The sequence below is a fragment of the Anaerocolumna aminovalerica genome, assembly GCF_900115365.1.
In the GTDB taxonomy this organism is placed as follows: domain Bacteria; phylum Bacillota; class Clostridia; order Lachnospirales; family Lachnospiraceae; genus Anaerocolumna; species Anaerocolumna aminovalerica.
This window is the reverse complement of record NZ_FOWD01000048.1, coordinates 12,196-29,214: the sequence shown is the minus strand read 5'-3', so window position 1 is coordinate 29,214 and position 17,019 is coordinate 12,196. Positions and strand designations below refer to the sequence as shown.

The window sequence follows — 17,019 nt, the reverse complement described above, 5'->3', positions numbered from 1 at the left end:
TCTCCATAGCTGGTATGTAATGTTTTTGTGTTATAACCATTTCTGCTATTATCTGTTTCTTTGTTTCGAAAATCATACTTTGAGTAACCTAATTCCTCATCCATTTCTCCGTCCAGACTTCCCTCCAGGATAACATACATCATTTCTCTCATGAGAGCATTGACATTTGTTCCATTTTTAACAGGATTTTCTTTCAGGTATCCATTAACCATTTCACGTAGAGCCTGTCTTTCGGGAGACTCGTTCCTTCTTCTTTTCGCCATAAAATAAACCTTCCAACTGAGTAATTTTATTTTACATCAGTTTGAAGGTTTACACAAACTTTGGGATACTCCCAAATTAAAGGAATTGCATGCTAAAATACTGCTGCAACTAACAGTTTCATTCAACTATTGATTGAACAAAATCATGCATTTCATTTTTGGATCGTATGGTATGAGTATGATCAATAATCTGCTGTTGTTTTTCCGCAGACAAGGAGAAAAAATAATCCATTGCATTATATTGTTCAAGTGCTAACCCAAGTCCTACCGGTATTTCAGCACCACTAGTATATTTTTTCATATTAACCCTCTTCGAAATATATTTTTACTATAATGTTATTTGGCTACTGCTGTTGTTTTTCTATCATTTGCTTTTTTTGTTCATCAATCATTTTTTTAACCATATAGCCATATTGATAAGAAGTTACTTCACTAAAATCATTGTTTTTTATAGGTAAGCCGATTTCATCAGCAATTTCATACTTAAGTTGATTAAGAGCGGCCTGTGCTTCTGGAATTAAATTTCTCTTTGACATATAAACTACCCCCAATTATTTTATAAGATATAGTATATTATTTTGCTTTTTCACAAAAATATTCAGAAGATACTCATGCAAATATTAGTTAAAAGATAATTATGAAAATGCATTTTTCAGAGAGTAATAGATAATAAATCAATGTAAATATTTAGAAAGGAATAATATAAATGAGCAAATTTTATTTTATAGAAACAGATAGATTGTTAATTAGAACACTTGAAATGAAAGATAAAAATGATTTTTTCCATTATCGGTCCATGCCTGAAATTTATCAGTATCAAGCATGGAGGCCAAAAGATATTGATGAAATTGAAGAGTTCATCAATGAAAATAGTTCTGTATGTCCTAATACAAGAAATACATGGTTGCAATTAGCTGTATGCTTGAAGGAAGGGCAACTGATTGGAGATATTGGAATTCATTTTACCGAAGATGATTATCAGATTGAAATTGGCTATACACTTTCTCCTGAATATCAAGGTAATGGGTATGCTGCAGAAGCAGTGAAAGCCGTAATTAATTATGCCTTTACTGAATTGAAGAAACATAGAATTTCAGCATCAGTTGATCCAGACAACTTAAAATCAATAAAGCTTCTTGAAAAGATCGGATTTAGAAAAGAAGCTCACTTTATTAAAAGCTTCAGGATGGACAACCAATGGTATGATGACTGTATATATGCAATATTAGCAGAAGAATGGAAATCCCTTTAAAGAATCAGGTTGAGAGATAATAAATTATCCCCACCGCCATGTTACCAGTCAATATATTGTGACGCCATCACCTCTTAACAAGCTTTGTTGAATTGCCAGTGGCCATAATAAATAAACATAATCTCTATAATGATTATACTGCATTTGTTTTTAGCATATATATTTCTAGAGGTGAGTTGCAATGATTTTAATTATAAAAAAGAGAGTTTTATATTGTATACTACTTATATATATTTTAATAATTACTTTGGGCTGCAGCATTTTGATAAAGAGGGTTCGAGATATTAAATATACTTTAAATAATCAGCCTGAATATACTATTTTAATTGAGATTGATGAGAAAAAGTTGTATTTATTTGAAGACAGCCAGCTCATAGAGAAATACCCAATTGCCTCCGGTATGCAAAATACGCCTTCGCCTATCGGTACATGGAAAATAAAAGATAAGGGAAAATGGGGTAAAGGTTTTGGGGGGCATTGGATGGGATTGGATGTGCCATGGGGCAACTATGGGATACATGGAACAACAAGAGAGGATTCCATTGGAAGTGCTGCCAGTCACGGGTGTATTAGAATGTACAACAAGGATATAAAAGAATTATATAATATTGTCCCATTAGGTACTAAAGTTATAATAAATAATGGACCTTATGGTCCATTTGGAACAGGGTTTAGAAAATTAAAACCTGGGGACAGGGGGGCCGATGTATTAGCTGTCCAGGAAAGACTTAAAGAACTGCGCTATTTTGAGGGAAAAGCCTCCGGAATATACGGGGAAGAACTAAAAAATGCCGTTCACAGGTTTCAGGCAGATAATAACCTTAAAGTTAAAAATACTATTACACGTGAGGACTATGAGGCTATGGGCTTAAGTGAATTTGAATGATCCTTACATCCTGATTAAGAAAATAACAGCAAATGGCATATTTTTAAATTAAGGTATGTTTGATAAATAATGATGATATATTGTAGTCAAAAGAATGAACAAGACGATTTGACCACAATATATCATGACTTTGGAAGGGAAAAGGGTAAAAGTTTAGGCAAGGTTATGATGATATGCATATCAATGCATCAGCCAGGCGGTCCACATCTTCATAATTATTAAACAGTCCGATTGAAGCTCTGACAATACCGTAACCTTCACCGCTCCGATAGAGAGAATACGCCTGCTGATCCGTAAGTCCAAGCAGATCCTGAACATATAGATTAGCTCCACTTGTACCCGATGCTATATCAATACCGTAACCATATCCAAGCTTATATGCAAGAGTCCGGTATAACATATTCTTAAGATTGAATGCCACAAAGGGGACTCGTGTATTGTTATAAACGTCGCTATACAAAATCAGATTTGGAATTTCACTAAGGCGTCTTATAAGGTGACGGTATAGCCCTCGTTCCCATTCTTCAACATTCTCCATGCCAATGCCATCCAGAAATCGTATTGCCGCACCCCAGGAGATGATGCCAAGGAAGTCGGGGTATCCAGCTTCATACCTTTCCGGAGAACCCTTATATATGATTTTTGAACTGCTAACAAATTCAGTAATACCGGCTCCGAACATCAGCGGTCTATATTGATCTAAAAATTCTCTGTCCCCCACCAGAACGCCGCCGGACTGCCCTGTGTAAAACTTATGACCGTCAAAGGATACAAAATCAATGTGGGAGGCATCCTTATGAGATTTCATGGTAAAGCTCTTGTGCTGTACAAGCTGTACTGCGTCAACGAATATCTTGGCTCCATAACTATGGGCCAGTGCAGCCATTTCATAAAAAGGTGGAATCAGACCTGTTATGTTGGATGCTCCCGTTACAGCCACCAGCTTAATCTGCCCGCTGTATTGTTCCAATTTGGCGGCATAGTCGTTCATATCCACGTTACCTTCCGGCGTAATGCCAACAGCCAAAGTCTTCATCTTTTCCCGGAAAGGCAGGTAATTGGCCATATGCTCCATCCTGGTGGTCAAGATAATCTGATCCGGGTCGTGTTCATAATAAACCTGGCTGAGAATGTTAATGGCTGAGGTGGTGTTAGAGGTGTAGATAACAGTATCCAGAGAGGGGTCAGCACCGATAAAGTCCATTACTATGTCTCTGACCTGGTTATATTTTAATGTTAATTGAGCTGATAAAGCATTGAGTTCATTACCATATGAATAAATAGGAAGAACTTCACATAACTCCTGAATGGCTGGTTCAGCCACCAAAGGAGTGGCGGCATTATTTAAATACACCCTGCTTGTAAGGCCATAGTGGGTGTTTATGGGTGTGTCGGTTCCAAAAAATAAGTTCCGCAGGTTGGACATCATAAAGAGTGATCTCCTTTGATACATACTGTGTTATAATATGCTTCTTATGTACGAAATGACACCCGGTGGTAATTAAAGTTCCTACAGATTCAAGTGGAATAACAGAAAACAAAAAGGCATCAGGAATAAACCCTGATGCCTTTTGTATGGTTAAAGTAAAGGATGAATTAGCCTCTTTTACAATTAAAAAGTAATAGTTTTATATTCTAAAAGGCCTATAGAAAGTGCGAATATCGTCGGCTAGAAGTTCGGGTTCTTCCATTGCTGTAAAATGTCCCCCGCGAGGCATTGAAGTCCAGCTGGTTATATTCAGATTGCGTAAGGCCCACTTTTTAGGTGGCAGCAATATATCGGCAGGGAAAAGTGCAATACCTGTGGGTACCTCTATGGAACCCATTGATGGAAGGGAATGGGAGTTCTCATAATACATATGCGTTGATGGGCCTATAGTATTTGTAACCCAATAGATCATTACATTCGTAAGCAATTCATCCTCCGCAAAGCTTTGCCGAAGGTTGCCATTACAATCACTCCATGCACGGAATTTTTCAATGATCCAACCAGCCAAACCTACAGGTGAATCAGAAAGTCCGTAGGCAAGAGTCTGAGGTTTTGTGGATTGAAGTGACATATAGGCTCCTTCATGGGAAAGCCATTCCTGAGCTTTTCTTTTATATCGAAGTTCTTCTTCTGAAAAATCTGCCTGATCTTGTGAATATACCAGATCCTTGATTATACCCATATCGGTCAGGTGAATTCCCAATAGAAGCTCTGGATGGTTCAATGCCAAGTATCTCGTAACACCGGATCCAATATCACCACCTGCGGCAGCGAATTTTTTATAGCCAAGTTCTTCAGTCATTAATTTGGCCCAGAGTTCAGAAACATGAAAATTGTTCATGCCAGCAAGTTTAGAATGACTGGAGAAGCCAAATCCAGGTAGTGAAGGAACGATTACATCGAAAGAGTCCTCTGGATCACCACCGTAACGAGCCGGATCAGTAAGAAGAGGGATAATCTTTTGGTAACGTATATAGCTATCAGGCCATCCATGAGTAAGGATAATTGGTAAAGGACCAGGTCCATTACCCCGCTGGTGAATGAAGTGCACATCTATTCCATCAATATTACAGTGAAATTGAGAAAAGCGGTTCAGTTTGGCTTCTTGTACCCGCCAATCAAATTCGTCCCGCCAATAGGAAACGAGAGATTGTAAATAATCTATATCAGTGCCTCGTACCCACCCAGCCTTTTCTAATTGATCTGGCCAGCGGACATGCTCCAGCCTATATTTTAGATCATCAAGTATTTCATTGGATACTTGGATATGAAAACTTTCTACAGACATATTACTCCTTCTTTCTTTGATTAGTAATAGAATATTTTATATTAAAAGTGTAACATTTTAAAAATATGATACAATGATATAAATGAAATTTTCAACTATACTATCTGCAAAGAAAGGAGACTGCCATGCCTCAATTTGACCGTCATAAAAACCGAACTGTAGATATTGATTTTGTTACTGTAGAGAACTTTCAAGACATTCCTGATAAGGAGCGTTTTACAATTGTTTTTGTTACAGATGGAAGTATTACAGGAATATTGAATGATCGACTTATAAAAATATCTGCTCCAGGTATTCTATGTTTATCTAAAGATGATACCTTAGAGATATTAGACAAGGACAGTGTTTCAGCGCAATCCTTTAGTTTTCATACGGAATTTTTAAATAGTACCCGATTAACTGAAAAACAGGACAACGTTTCAACTAAACTGAGAATACAAACCGGTCTTTCACTTTTTAACAGGGATAATACACATACTGGGGTATGCCTTGTAACTGTTAAAGCATATCCACAATTATTTGAGTGGTTTTTTGTGCTTGGAACAGAAGTGTTCGCCCAAAGTGATGCACTTTGGGTATGTAGAATAAAGAAATACCTCATACAAATACTGGGTCTACTTGAGAATATGAACCGCCAGGTTGAACAATCACCTGTTGATTTAGCTTTAGAATATATTTATACAAACTATTCAAATAAAATTAATTTGGATGACTTAACTCATTCTGCACACATAAACCGTGTTTCTCTAAATAAGATGTTTAAAGAAAGATGGGGCTGTACAGCCATGGGTTATTTACAGTTGTATCGGCTGCAAGTCGCAGGGGATCTTCTTATTCATACAGACATGAGTTTGGATGAAATTGCACGTTCCACTGGATTTGAATATGACACTTACTTCATAAAACAATTTACAGCTAAAAGAGGTATATCTCCTACATCATACCGGATCATTTCCCGTGAACATGCCTTATCTTTATAGAGTATATTTCTGTTTAGTATAAGCACATGTCTATGTGGGTTTCATATAATATTGAAAGTAACTTTTTAGGAGATGTACAATGTATTATAATGAATACGGCAGTTATGGCCGCTATACTTACGATCAAACAACTCCATTTACGTCCATAATGGACACGTCTGCTACAGTACAGCAGACACAAACTACTGATATATTCACATATCCACAAAATTTTCAAGGTGCACTTGATTTGATCCAGCATGCACTTTCAGGTGAAACCGAGGACAGGATGTTTTATTCTTGGCTATTAGAGCATGCTCCTTCAGATGAAGATCGACAGATAATTTCCGGCATTCGTGACAATGAAATTGGTCACTATGAATTGTTTAATCAATTATACCTTGATTTAACCGGTATGATGCCCCAGGAGGTTACCGGTGAGCAATTCGTTCCGCCTGAAAGTTATTGCGACGGACTGGCCCGTGCTCTGCTAGGTGAGCAGAATGCCGTTCAAAGATACCGTAAGATCCTCTATGCTATGCAGCATCGCGTGCATATCAATATGATGACTGAAATAATAACTGACGAGATCAGACATGGAATCCTCTACAATTATCTTTATGCTAAAAATGGTTGTAGAGGCTAGAATTACAAACATAAACTATCAAGACAAAAACAGGCTGAAAAACTGCATTATTCGGCCTGTTTTTTATTATTTTTATTTAAAATCTTATAATTATATATTACGGAACAATTTCAAAAATAGTACCTTGATTATGATCCGCTACTTTCATAGATCCATAGACCCCTAAATATAGCCTGGTTTGATCCAGATTCGTTCCTAAACTAACAAAAAAAGCCGAATTAGAACCAAAATCATAATCGATTTCGATAACGTCGAAATCCTGGAGTTTACAATCTGTATTAAACTTTGTATAAGCTAAAACTCCTCTAACAGGCGGCGGAGATCCTTCATTCCGAGCCAGGTCAGTAAAAACAACACTTCCCGTTAAGTCTGGGATCTCATTTCCCATATATGGATGGACTCCTGTAAGTGCAGTTGCTCCAAATTTATCGGGTCGTGGATCTTTATGAAAATAACTGGTTAGAGGTAAAAGACGCTTTACTGAAGTATTTATTGCTTCATCGTAATAAGCATTTATTTTCTCACTCATAGTCGGATCTGCAGAGCAGAAATCTATTATTGAAGTAGGAAAAGCACCTTCCCATCCTCGCCAACCCAAATTAATAAATCCTTCCAGAGCAAGTTCAGTTCTCATTAATGAAGATTGAATAAGATCTGTTACCGGTATAGGTCTATAATCAACAAATGAAAAAATCGACTCCACCAGATCCTGCCCCACATTCCCTACATATTTGATATAACCATTGTAATATCTTTGAAAAGAAATCCCTGGTATATTTCGGACTCCTTTTGCAATAACCGTAAGTGTTTCCTGAAAAGTTACGGGAAGTTCATCAAAGCGTGTAACAACAGGTGGATCATCATTGAATGTATTTATACCTACATCAATTTCAATTATTTTACCGGCGATTTCCATATCATCCTGGCTTAGATTGAATGGATCGTAGCCAGCTCCGCCATCTCCGGTGGTTAAAATAAGCTTTCCTGTTTCAGGTGAAAAATTTAAGCTATTGACACCATTATGATTTAAAAATGGTCTTCTTAAATTAAGTAATGTACGACGTTTTTGAGGTTGAGCATTGGATTGTAAAATCCATTCTTCAACTGTATCAATATGATTATATTGAGTTTCTCTATTTGTCCACTTTAGATTTAAGGTTGAAGGGTCACAAGGGTTAGGCTTAAAAGGTTCAGGAAAAGCGCCTGGACCTTGTGTTCCGGCAACTGAATAATGAAGATAAAACAGGCCATTATAATAAAATTCAGGATGAAACGCTAGTCCCAGCAATCCACGTTCATCATACCCACCAGCAGAAGTTCCTAGTTCCAAGATTCGCGGACGGATATCTAAAAAAGTCTCTATCACTCCGTTTCCTATGTAAAAAATCTCTCCAACCTGAGTCGCTATAAATAATCTTTCTGTTGAGTCCCCTGGAAGTATTGTTGTTTTCAAAATTGTGGGTAAATTAATATTACCTACTAATGGCCGTAAATTAACTTTTATCAATGTCTTAACCTCATTTTTTGTTTTATCTTTTTATAAAATATGTTTAGAATTATTATATTAGTACCAAATTGAGACGAGAGATAATATGTAAAATAAACAATTATCATAATATAGTTATTTGATGAATGTTGTAACTAAATATATCTTACATCAAGGAAATACAAGTTCGTCCGTCATCTTTTTATATTTTTAAGCCCGTTGAAACGTCCCATTATGTATGATATGATTAGACAGGAACTTGAATAATTTCACTTCTAAAATGGATGGAGTGGCAGTATAACCATAGATGGTAATTAGGTTATACAGTCTTATAAATAGTGGAAGAACAATGTGAGCATAATGGGACTATATAATCTAATATGCAGGGGGAGAAGATGATAAAAGCAGTATTTTTTGATTTGTTTTTTACATTAATTTATCCGGAATATTCAGATATAAATGAATATGATGTTGTGGGCATATCCTGCGAGGAATGGGAGAAATATGCCGAAGATAATATTCTATATTCTGAAAGAGCGCTTGGAAAGATAAGAACAGAAAAAGAGATAATAGATAGAATTGTTGACATTATGCCATATGACTTGAATGAGAGTCAGAAACAAAAAATACTTCAAAGGCGTGAAGAAAGAATGAAAAGGGCATTATTAACAATTGATGATAAAATTCTTGATACTCTTAGAAAGGTGCGTGATAAGGGTTTTAAGATTGGTCTTATTAGTAATGCCGATATAATTGATTCAAAACATTGGGACAAATCTCCTTTATCAGAGTTTTTTGACGTAGCGATATTTTCATGCAATGTTGGTATACTGAAACCAGAACCAGAAATTTATAAATTAACGATGGATATGCTGGGAGTTATGCCAACAGAGAGTATTTTTATTGGAGATGGTGGCTCGGATGAACTGTATGGTGCAAAAAGAGCAGGAATGAAAACAGTATTTACCGAATATTTAGAGCATAAAACATTAGATAAAATTGAAAAAATCAAACTATATGCAGATTATCGTATTGATAGTTTTGATGAATTATTAAGATACATGGAATAAAATATCTATTGTTTTTATAAAGTATGAACTCTCTTGCTTATCATTGCTTGTAGAAGAGAAGAATTAATCGAGAGCAAAAATGTGTTTTAAAGCATTCGAAAATGAAAATTGTATACATTATTTGATTAAGACGTATGGGTGTATCAAAAGTAAACCAAGTAATAAACTTTAAAATTAAGATATGAGATCATCAGGTTCATACACATTGTCTGATTGTTAATACATTGATTACCAAAGTAAAAACTCCTTTTTTTGCGGATACTATTCATGTAATTATATATTACAAGATTACAGATAGTATTTGCAGGAAAGGAGCTTTTTATGACTGAAAATAATTTGGCTATTGCAAATATTCCAATTCAGCAATGGGGAGGATTATACAATCAAGAAGAAGCACTGAACATTGGTACTATTTTTCACGATTTGAATAAGCCTTTTTTTGCAGCCGAAGCTGTTACGGGAAGCAAGAATCCCATTGCACCAGAGGCAGGAAATCAGGGAAAATCAAATATACAAATTGAGCGAGAAGGTCTGATGACAAGGATTACTCAGCTTGGCTTTTATCTGGATGATCTGACACTCTATCTGGATACTCATGAAAATGATACACAGGGAATCCAGCTGTATCATGAGATTTCGAAAGAATATGCGGAACTTAGAAAGCAGTTTGCTCAGAATTATTACCCATTGAGCAGGCTATGTATTCCTTACTGCATAAATGATAACGAGACAGCTTTTTGTTGGCAGGAAGGGCCTATGCCCTGGGAAGGAGCGTGCATATAAATGTGGGTCTATGAAAAAAGGCTTCAATACCCGGTGAAAATAACAAAGTGCTGCCCTAAGACAGCACAGCTTATTATAAGCCAATATGGTGGCCCGGACGGAGAATTATCTGCATCCATGAGGTATTTGTCCCAGCGTTATACTATGCCTGTGAAAGAAGTAGGCGGGCTTCTTACAGATATTGGTACGGAAGAACTGGCTCATATGGAAATCATCTGTGCTATGGTGTATCAGCTAACAAAAAATGTCACTATAGAGCAGGCAAAGGAAGCAGGTTTTGATGCATATTATATTGATCATACCACAGCCCTTTGGCCTCAAGCAGCATCATCTGTACCATTTACTTCACTTGAATTTCAATCTAAAGGAGATGCTATCACCGATCTAACAGAAAATCTTGCAGCAGAGCAAAAAGCAAGAACCGTATACGATAATCTGCTTCGTATGATTCCGGATCCCGAAATCCAGGAACCTCTAAAATTTTTACGTGCCAGAGAAATCGTACACTTCCAAAGGTTCGGAGAAGCATTGGAGAAGACAAAAGAGAAGCTGGATAGCCGGAATTTCTACTATTTTAATCCGGAATTTGATAAGCAAATGTTCCAGAATAAATTATAGCATTATTTTTCATGACTTATACCCATGAAGTTCCGAAACATAAAATCCTTTCGGCTTCATGGGTATTTTTTCCTTAGTTAGGGTTTCCATTTCTTTAAATGGTTTTAGATGACATCTGATCATTGACCATGATATAATTAATTTTGGAAGGAAGTGATATAAATGATTATAGGACAAAAGATTGCAGATACCCATACAAAATATTAGATAAAAACAGTTTGTATGGGAGAGGTAAGAAATGAAACAGAATAAATATGATGATAAAATATTTTTTGAAAAATATAGTATGATGGAGCGTTCCACAAAAGGACTTGCCGGTGCTGGCGAATGGAAGACCCTTGAATCAATGTTACCTGATTTTAAGGATAAACGGGTGCTGGATTTAGGCTGTGGATTTGGCTGGCATTGTCAATATGCCCTGGAACATGGTGCAAAAGCTGTTACAGGAGTTGATATTTCTGAAAAAATGCTCAATGCAGCAAAAGATAAGACAGACAACAATATTTGCTATATCCATATGCCAATAGAAGATATCTCTTTTCGTGAGAACTCATTTGATACAGTTATCAGTTCACTTGCTTTTCACTATATTGAATCCTTTGAACAGATTATTGAGAAAGTGACCAGCTGTCTTGTACATGGCGGAGATTTTGTTTTTTCTGTGGAACATCCGGTTTTTACAGCTTACGGTAGCCAAGATTGGTATTACGATGAAAAGGGAAATATTCTTCATTTCCCCATAGACAATTACTTTTTTGAAGGCAAGAGACATGCCGTTTTCCTTGGTGAAAAAGTAATGAAATATCATAAAACACTTACTACTTATTTGAATGGTTTAATACAGGGAGGCTTTGAAATAACCGGTGTTGTGGAACCTCAGCCATCAGCCCAATTGCTTCAAACTGTGGAAGGAATGGCGGATGAGCTTCGCAGGCCCATGATGCTGATTATCTCAGCAAAGAAAAAATAGCTTGTAATGTAAAGTTCCAAAGGCATCGGGATAAAAATCCTGATGCCTTTGGTTTTCTTATATTCTGGCTACACCAGTTGCATGTGCTGCATCAGAAACAGACTTGGCTACAGCTTTTCCAATGCGTTTATCAAAGGCATTGGGAAGAATATAATCTGTTGTTAATTCTTCTTCTGATACAAGATTAGCTATTGCATAAGAAGCTGCTACTTTCATTTCCTCATTGATAGTAGTGGCACGGCAATCCAGAGCTCCTCGGAAAATACCAGGGAATGCAAGTACATTATTAATTTGATTTGGAAAATCTGAACGCCCGGTTCCAACAACATATGCGCCTGCTGCTTTTGCAATATCCGGCATTATTTCCGGGGTTGGATTTGCCATTGCAAAAATAATGGCCTGGGAAGCCATGGATTTTATCATATCTGTTGTTACCACACCCGGTGCTGATACTCCAATAAAAGCATCTGCATCTTTTAAGGCATCTGCCAGGGTGCCATGCTGGTGAGTGAGATTTGTTAATTTTGCAAGGTCGGCCTGAGCTGAATTTAATTCCTTCATACCGTCACAGATAATACCGAAGCGGTCAACCAGGGTAAGATTTTTTAATCCTAAATTCAACAGGTGTTTCGCAATTGCAATGCCTGCAGAACCTGCCCCATTGATTACAACTTTAATGGTATCCATATCTTTTTGCACCATCTTCAGGGCATTGATCAATGCAGCTGCAACCACAATTGCAGTACCATGCTGATCATCATGGAATACAGGAATATCACAAAGTTCTTTCAGCTTTTGTTCTACTTCAAAACAACGGGGAGCAGAAATATCCTCCAGATTGATACCGCCGAAACTGCCGGATATTAAGTAGATTGTCCGAACCAGTTCATCTACATCTTTTGTGCGTAAACAAAGAGGAAATGCATCTACATCTGCAAATTCCTTAAAAAGTGCACATTTTCCCTCCATTACAGGCATGCCGGCTTCAGGACCGATATCACCCAGTCCCAATACCGCTGTTCCGTCAGTAATCACTGCTACAAGATTGCTCCGGCGGGTCAGCTCAAAAGATTTATAATAATCTTTCTGAATTTCCAGGCAGGGTTCTGCTACACCGGGGGTATAGGCAAGAGAAAGGTCTTCCCGGTTATTGACTTGCACACGGGATACAACTTCAATTTTACCCTTCCATTTATAATGCTCTTTCAATGATTGTTCTCTTATATCCATAATAACCTCCATTCTGTCAAAACATTGCAAATTTATGAGTCAACACAATATTTATTAAACGAATTATTTTACAATTTACTAATAAAACAATCTTAATTTTTCATATTACATCTTTTATTCAAATGGAAATTGATATTGAGTCAAACCTAATTCATCCCGTATTATAATCAGCTCTTTTTGCACAGCTTCATTAATTGGTACTCCGCTGTCTTTCCGCTGTTGCCATACCAGATATTCTTTTTCACCGGCTGTATAAATATGGTCTTCACCGGGGGCTTTGGTTGAACTGCGAAGCTCACGAAGAATATCGCCACAGGTCTTTTTAAAAGCTTCAAGTCCCATAAAAGCTTCCGTATCAATTGCAATGAAGAAATGTCCAAGGTGGAAAGGAACCTTTTCTCCGTTTTCTCCGATGCCGGTTAATGCCCGAAGGAAATTACCTTGCTGTAATGCGGCAGAGAGAATTTCAACTACCGTAGCATAACCGTATCCTTTGTAACCTGCCAGCTCTTCACCGATTCCACCAAGAGGAGCCAGTGCTGCATTACCTGTATTTAGATCGGATAAAATCTGGTCTGAGTCTGTTTTGGCTTGCCCGTCACGTCCAATAACCATACCGGCTGGCGTAGGTTTACCTACACGGGAATAATATTCAATACGGCCCCGTTGTGTTATTGAGGTAGCACAATCCAGTACAAAGGGAAATTCTTCATCGGTAGGCATACCAAAAGTAAGAGGATTTGTACCCAGCATGTTTTCTACACCAAATGTTGGCGCAATAGAAGGTCTGGCATTGGTGCCGGTAATTCCAATACAGCCTGCTTGGGAAGCCATAGTAGCATAGTAACCTGCAATACCGTAATGGGTAGAATTACGTGCAACGACCATGCCCATTCCGTATTTTTTCGCTTTCTCTATGGCCATATTCATAGATTTCACACCGATTACCTGCCCCATGCCGTCGTGCCCATCCACAACTGCTGTTGTAGGAGTCTCCTTTATGATTTCAAAGTTCGTAACCGGATTCTGGATACCTGCTTTAATACGGTCTAAATAAATTGGCTTAAAGCGGTTTACACCATGAGATTCAATTCCCCGTTTGTCTGACTCAAGCAAAACATCTGCGCAGATTATTGCGTCTTCTTCAGGAATACCATATCCTTTGAATGCATCCACTACAAAGCTTGTAATAGTACTCCAATCAACAATGTTAGATTTTGTTTTCATACCATACCTCCTATAAATTTTTAAAATTAAACAGAAAAAAAGCGACACCAAGTAATGGCAGTCGCTTTTCTCTCATTCACCGAGCTTCTGTTTGTATTTATATTGTATCCTAAAATTTACTAAAAGTCAATTGAATTTATAATATTATATGTGGTGAATATCCCTAATTTGCAATCGAAGATGATTTCGGCTATCCTTTAACAAGAGAACAATTTAAATAAAAGTATATCGAACACATCATAATTAGCTGGATAGATAAATGGTTTATTGTATTATCTAAAATTATTGAAAAATACATACATATTCGTATATAATCAAAGACATGGAGGTGACTGTGAGATGATAGTCGAAAACCCTAATAGAACTGAAAGTTTAATCAGTGAATTAACCAAGGTTTGGGAATCTTCAGTAAAAGCTACTCATACTTTTCTAACTGAAAAGGATATTATTGAACTTCGTTCTTTCGTAGAAACAGGGATTAAGGAAATTGAAAATCTAATTGTTGTATATGAGAATTACAACCCCATAGGCTTTATGGGGATAGCTCAAAGAAAAGTAGAAATGTTATTTCTTGACCCAGCTTGTATTGGTAAAGGTATAGGGAAGAGTCTTATTACAAAAGCGATTCATGAGTATGAAGTGTTATATGTTGACGTAAATGAGCAAAATCCTCATGCAGTGGATTTCTATAAACGCTTTGGTTTTGAAGTATTTCAGCGAACAGAATTTGATGAACAATGCCGTCCATTCCCTATTTTAAAGATGAAGCTTAGATAAAGTACAGTCTACACAGGACAAGCGGTTCTTTTACGTCTCTTTATCCGATAAGGTAAAGCAGAGCAGCCAAAGTACAAAAACTGACTCTGTATTGGATGCAATGGAAAAGGCATTTTCCGAGGATAAATAGGCTGTTTTCACGGAAATTCTAAATTTTATGGTAGACTATATAAACGGAGATGAGGAATAATCCTTACGGATTATATTGAGATCAAAGTGGAACGTGGTTGGGAGCTGTAGGTAGAATGATTACCCTGAAAATAATTTATAAAGGAGAAGATATAATGAGTGGAAAAATTATTATGAACTTAGCCATCAGTATTGATGGATATATTGCTGATGAAAATGGCGGATTTGACTGGATTGTGGGACAAGGGGATACCTCTGTTGATACAGCCGAAAGAAATGAGTTTGAAGAGTTTATTGCAGATATTGATATTGTTGTTATGGGAAAGAACTGCTATGATCAGGGATTTGCTAATGAGTATCCAACAAAAACGGTTTATGTAGCTACAAGTGAAGAGAAAGAAGATGAGGGCAATATCCGTTTTATCCGTGGGGATATTGTCAGCATTTTTGAAAAAGAAAAGGACAGTGGTAAAAATATATTTCTGTTTGGTGGCGGATGTCTGGTAGATCACTTTATAAAGGCCAATGCTATTGATGAATATATTGTGGGAATCATTCCAACGATACTTGGAAAAGGCCGTCCGTTGTTTTTAGGAAACAATCCGACTATACAGCTTCATTTAGATAAATACACCATTAATGATGGAATCGTTGTGTTTCATTACTCAAAACGATAAAATAGCAATTTTCATTAAGAATTGGGCTATTTGAACACTATTTAATGGGAAGTTAACCTTAATTTTGTAAACCCTCCCTTGTTAAACAATCGATAAATATACTTAAAGGAGTGATAGAATTATGGGTATTTGGGAAGAAATGTATAAGAAAGCCAGAACGGTTCAGAATGGAAGAGAGATTTCTCCATTTATAGATGCCGGTGGCGTTGCTGCTGCAATTTTAACTAAAAAAGGTAATATCTATGTTGGTGTTTGTATTGACACCGCAAGTACTCTCGGAATGTGTGCGGAGAGGAATGCCATTGCTAACATGATTACAAATGGAGAAAGTCAAATAGATAAAGTTGTTGCGGTCATGCCCGATGGTAAAGTTGGTTCCCCCTGTGGTGCTTGCAGGGAATATATGATGCAGCTAGACCGTGAAAGTGGGGAGATTGAAATCTTACTTGATCTTGAAACTAAAAAAACGGTTAAATTAAAAGAACTGATACCAGATTGGTGGGGATATGACAGATTTATTTTATAAACATTGGTAATAAATTTCAGTATGTTGAGCAATAAGCTGGTGAAAAACAGGAATTTGAAGGTAAGGTTTATATAATAGGAGGCAGTTTATGGAGCTAAGATATATAACGAGGTTCCCATCAAAAGAAGATTTAAAAAGATATAAATGAAACCTTTAAAGGTTATCTTGAAGCAATTGGAGGAAATTTAACATGACAAATATTATAATAAGGGATTACAAGCAGCAGGACTGGGCGCGCATTGAAGAAATCCACGATAGTGCCAGAAAAATAGAACTGCACCTTGCAGGACTAGACGATGCATTTGTACCCCTTGCACAGGCGGCCGTTAATGAAGGATTATTTGATTATACAATATGTGTTGCACTTATAAATGACAATGTAGTAGGATTCGTGGCATATTCAGATGATGAAATTGCATGGCTTTATGTGGACCCTGATTCTATGCGTCAGGGAGTCGGAAAAAGTTTGATTATGCATGTGATTGAAAATACTACCAGGCCCCTTGAGTTGGAGGTTTTAGTTGGAAACAATCCTGCACTGCACTTATATGAAGCAATGGGCTTTGAAACCACTGAAATATGTTCAGGTGTAATGCCTGGTAATGAATCTTTTGAAGTGACCGTACATTCCATGCAGCAGAAAAAGGATTATGAAAGATAAGAAGTTAATTAAAAAATACAAAAAATTACATAAAGAAGCTCCGTCAAAAAGTATTGCAGATAAAATATCCTGAAGGAATGGA

At 36.9% G+C, this 17,019-nt stretch carries 20 protein-coding genes; 12 read left to right on the top strand and 8 right to left on the bottom strand.

Translation table 11 applies throughout. The features are described from left to right. The 3 genes from BM183_RS18300 to BM183_RS18290 all read right to left on the bottom strand — a co-directional run. Positions 1–263 (bottom strand): transposase (locus BM183_RS18300; RefSeq protein ID WP_170848077.1); only part of this gene is annotated, 263 nt, incomplete at its 3' end. 118 nt (positions 264–381) lie between these two features. Continuing rightward, positions 382–564, bottom strand: a complete 183-nt coding sequence (locus tag BM183_RS18295) for a hypothetical protein (protein ID WP_091688696.1) — start codon at positions 562–564, stop codon at positions 382–384. Between the two features lie 43 nt (positions 565–607). After that, positions 608–799: an alpha/beta-type small acid-soluble spore protein gene (locus tag BM183_RS18290; protein ID WP_091688694.1), complete on the bottom strand. Its 192-nt coding sequence runs from the start codon at positions 797–799 to the stop codon at positions 608–610. A 170-nt stretch (positions 800–969) separates the two neighbouring features. On the opposite strand from BM183_RS18290, the gene BM183_RS18285 reads away from it, so the two are divergent. Together BM183_RS18285 and BM183_RS18280 are read left to right on the top strand one after the other, a co-directional pair. Further along, positions 970–1,515, top strand: coding sequence for a GNAT family N-acetyltransferase (locus tag BM183_RS18285; RefSeq protein WP_091688692.1), 546 nt, complete (start codon positions 970–972; stop codon positions 1,513–1,515). A 181-nt stretch (positions 1,516–1,696) separates the two neighbouring features. Continuing rightward, positions 1,697–2,401, top strand: coding sequence for a L,D-transpeptidase family protein (locus BM183_RS18280; RefSeq protein WP_091688690.1), 705 nt, complete (start codon positions 1,697–1,699; stop codon positions 2,399–2,401). Between the two features lie 163 nt (positions 2,402–2,564). Here BM183_RS18280 and BM183_RS18275 read toward each other — a convergent pair whose 3' ends face one another. Beyond that, on the bottom strand, positions 2,565–3,830 hold the full coding sequence (locus BM183_RS18275; RefSeq protein WP_170848076.1) for an aminotransferase class V-fold PLP-dependent enzyme: 1,266 nt from the start codon (positions 3,828–3,830) through the stop codon (positions 2,565–2,567). 199 nt (positions 3,831–4,029) lie between these two features. Continuing rightward, entirely contained in the window at positions 4,030–5,178 is a 1,149-nt protein-coding gene (locus BM183_RS18270) for an epoxide hydrolase family protein (RefSeq protein ID WP_091688686.1), read from the bottom strand. Positions 5,179–5,303: 125 nt separating this feature from the next. Between BM183_RS18270 and BM183_RS18265 the strand changes: the two genes are divergently transcribed. Both BM183_RS18265 and BM183_RS18260 read left to right on the top strand, forming a co-directional pair. Beyond that, positions 5,304–6,158 (top strand): helix-turn-helix domain-containing protein, encoded by an 855-nt coding sequence (locus tag BM183_RS18265; RefSeq protein ID WP_091688684.1) that lies wholly within the window; start codon positions 5,304–5,306, stop codon positions 6,156–6,158. A 79-nt stretch (positions 6,159–6,237) separates the two neighbouring features. Continuing rightward, positions 6,238–6,783 (top strand): ferritin family protein, encoded by a 546-nt coding sequence (locus BM183_RS18260; RefSeq protein ID WP_091688681.1) that lies wholly within the window; start codon positions 6,238–6,240, stop codon positions 6,781–6,783. 97 nt (positions 6,784–6,880) lie between these two features. Here BM183_RS18260 and BM183_RS18255 read toward each other — a convergent pair whose 3' ends face one another. Beyond that, on the bottom strand, positions 6,881–8,290 hold the full coding sequence (locus BM183_RS18255) for a PQQ-dependent sugar dehydrogenase (protein ID WP_091688679.1): 1,410 nt from the start codon (positions 8,288–8,290) through the stop codon (positions 6,881–6,883). Between the two features lie 374 nt (positions 8,291–8,664). Here BM183_RS18255 and BM183_RS18250 point away from each other — a divergent pair, with 374 nt between their 5' ends. The 4 genes from BM183_RS18250 (at position 8,665) to BM183_RS18235 (ending at position 11,710) form a co-directional block, all read left to right on the top strand. Then, positions 8,665–9,339, top strand: coding sequence for an HAD family hydrolase (locus BM183_RS18250; protein WP_242961047.1), 675 nt, complete (start codon positions 8,665–8,667; stop codon positions 9,337–9,339). Between the two features lie 321 nt (positions 9,340–9,660). Continuing rightward, positions 9,661–10,122: a spore coat protein CotJB gene (locus BM183_RS21155; protein ID WP_091688675.1), complete on the top strand. Its 462-nt coding sequence runs from the start codon at positions 9,661–9,663 to the stop codon at positions 10,120–10,122. Next, the gene (locus tag BM183_RS18240) at positions 10,123–10,740 is read left to right on the top strand and encodes a manganese catalase family protein (RefSeq protein WP_091688673.1); all 618 of its coding nucleotides are present in this window, start codon (positions 10,123–10,125) and stop codon (positions 10,738–10,740) included. A 238-nt stretch (positions 10,741–10,978) separates the two neighbouring features. Continuing rightward, positions 10,979–11,710 carry a class I SAM-dependent methyltransferase gene (locus tag BM183_RS18235; RefSeq protein WP_091688669.1) on the top strand — a complete coding sequence of 244 codons (732 nt, stop codon included), beginning with the start codon at positions 10,979–10,981 and terminating at the stop codon, positions 11,708–11,710. 57 nt (positions 11,711–11,767) lie between these two features. Here BM183_RS18235 and BM183_RS18230 read toward each other — a convergent pair whose 3' ends face one another. Further along, positions 11,768–12,940, bottom strand: coding sequence for an NAD(P)-dependent malic enzyme (locus tag BM183_RS18230; RefSeq protein ID WP_091688667.1), 1,173 nt, complete (start codon positions 12,938–12,940; stop codon positions 11,768–11,770). 114 nt (positions 12,941–13,054) lie between these two features. Then, positions 13,055–14,167 (bottom strand): Ldh family oxidoreductase, encoded by a 1,113-nt coding sequence (locus BM183_RS18225; RefSeq protein ID WP_091688665.1) that lies wholly within the window; start codon positions 14,165–14,167, stop codon positions 13,055–13,057. A 339-nt stretch (positions 14,168–14,506) separates the two neighbouring features. Here BM183_RS18225 and BM183_RS18220 point away from each other — a divergent pair, with 339 nt between their 5' ends. The 4 genes from BM183_RS18220 (at position 14,507) to BM183_RS18200 (ending at position 16,937) form a co-directional block, all read left to right on the top strand. Continuing rightward, positions 14,507–14,944, top strand: coding sequence for a GNAT family N-acetyltransferase (locus BM183_RS18220; RefSeq protein WP_091688663.1), 438 nt, complete (start codon positions 14,507–14,509; stop codon positions 14,942–14,944). 284 nt (positions 14,945–15,228) lie between these two features. Continuing rightward, complete coding sequence (locus tag BM183_RS18210) at positions 15,229–15,750, top strand: dihydrofolate reductase family protein (protein WP_091688700.1); 522 nt, start codon at positions 15,229–15,231, stop codon at positions 15,748–15,750. Between the two features lie 121 nt (positions 15,751–15,871). After that, a complete protein-coding gene (locus BM183_RS18205; protein ID WP_091688661.1) occupies positions 15,872–16,276 on the top strand; it encodes a cytidine deaminase family protein in 405 nt (134 codons plus the stop codon). Between the two features lie 190 nt (positions 16,277–16,466). Next, a complete protein-coding gene (locus BM183_RS18200) occupies positions 16,467–16,937 on the top strand; it encodes a GNAT family N-acetyltransferase (protein ID WP_091688659.1) in 471 nt (156 codons plus the stop codon). Positions 16,938–17,019: the final 82 nt, after the last annotated feature.

Bases quoted from the DNA above. Each gene is read 5' to 3' on its own strand.
- BM183_RS18295 (WP_091688696.1), bottom strand. From the start codon at position 564: ATGAAAAAATATACTAGTGGTGCTGAAATACCGGTAGGACTTGGGTTA.
- BM183_RS18290 (WP_091688694.1), bottom strand. From the start codon at position 799: ATGTCAAAGAGAAATTTAATTCCAGAAGCACAGGCCGCTCTTAATCAA.
- BM183_RS18285 (WP_091688692.1), top strand. From the start codon at position 970: ATGAGCAAATTTTATTTTATAGAAACAGATAGATTGTTAATTAGAACA.
- BM183_RS18280 (WP_091688690.1), top strand. From the start codon at position 1,697: ATGATTTTAATTATAAAAAAGAGAGTTTTATATTGTATACTACTTATA.
- BM183_RS18275 (WP_170848076.1), bottom strand. From the start codon at position 3,830: ATGATGTCCAACCTGCGGAACTTATTTTTTGGAACCGACACACCCATA.
- BM183_RS18270 (WP_091688686.1), bottom strand. From the start codon at position 5,178: ATGTCTGTAGAAAGTTTTCATATCCAAGTATCCAATGAAATACTTGAT.
- BM183_RS18265 (WP_091688684.1), top strand. From the start codon at position 5,304: ATGCCTCAATTTGACCGTCATAAAAACCGAACTGTAGATATTGATTTT.
- BM183_RS18260 (WP_091688681.1), top strand. From the start codon at position 6,238: ATGTATTATAATGAATACGGCAGTTATGGCCGCTATACTTACGATCAA.
- BM183_RS18250 (WP_242961047.1), top strand. From the start codon at position 8,665: ATGATAAAAGCAGTATTTTTTGATTTGTTTTTTACATTAATTTATCCG.
- BM183_RS21155 (WP_091688675.1), top strand. From the start codon at position 9,661: ATGACTGAAAATAATTTGGCTATTGCAAATATTCCAATTCAGCAATGG.
- BM183_RS18240 (WP_091688673.1), top strand. From the start codon at position 10,123: ATGTGGGTCTATGAAAAAAGGCTTCAATACCCGGTGAAAATAACAAAG.
- BM183_RS18235 (WP_091688669.1), top strand. From the start codon at position 10,979: ATGAAACAGAATAAATATGATGATAAAATATTTTTTGAAAAATATAGT.
- BM183_RS18230 (WP_091688667.1), bottom strand. From the start codon at position 12,940: ATGGATATAAGAGAACAATCATTGAAAGAGCATTATAAATGGAAGGGT.
- BM183_RS18225 (WP_091688665.1), bottom strand. From the start codon at position 14,167: ATGAAAACAAAATCTAACATTGTTGATTGGAGTACTATTACAAGCTTT.
- BM183_RS18220 (WP_091688663.1), top strand. From the start codon at position 14,507: ATGATAGTCGAAAACCCTAATAGAACTGAAAGTTTAATCAGTGAATTA.
- BM183_RS18210 (WP_091688700.1), top strand. From the start codon at position 15,229: ATGAGTGGAAAAATTATTATGAACTTAGCCATCAGTATTGATGGATAT.
- BM183_RS18205 (WP_091688661.1), top strand. From the start codon at position 15,872: ATGGGTATTTGGGAAGAAATGTATAAGAAAGCCAGAACGGTTCAGAAT.
- BM183_RS18200 (WP_091688659.1), top strand. From the start codon at position 16,467: ATGACAAATATTATAATAAGGGATTACAAGCAGCAGGACTGGGCGCGC.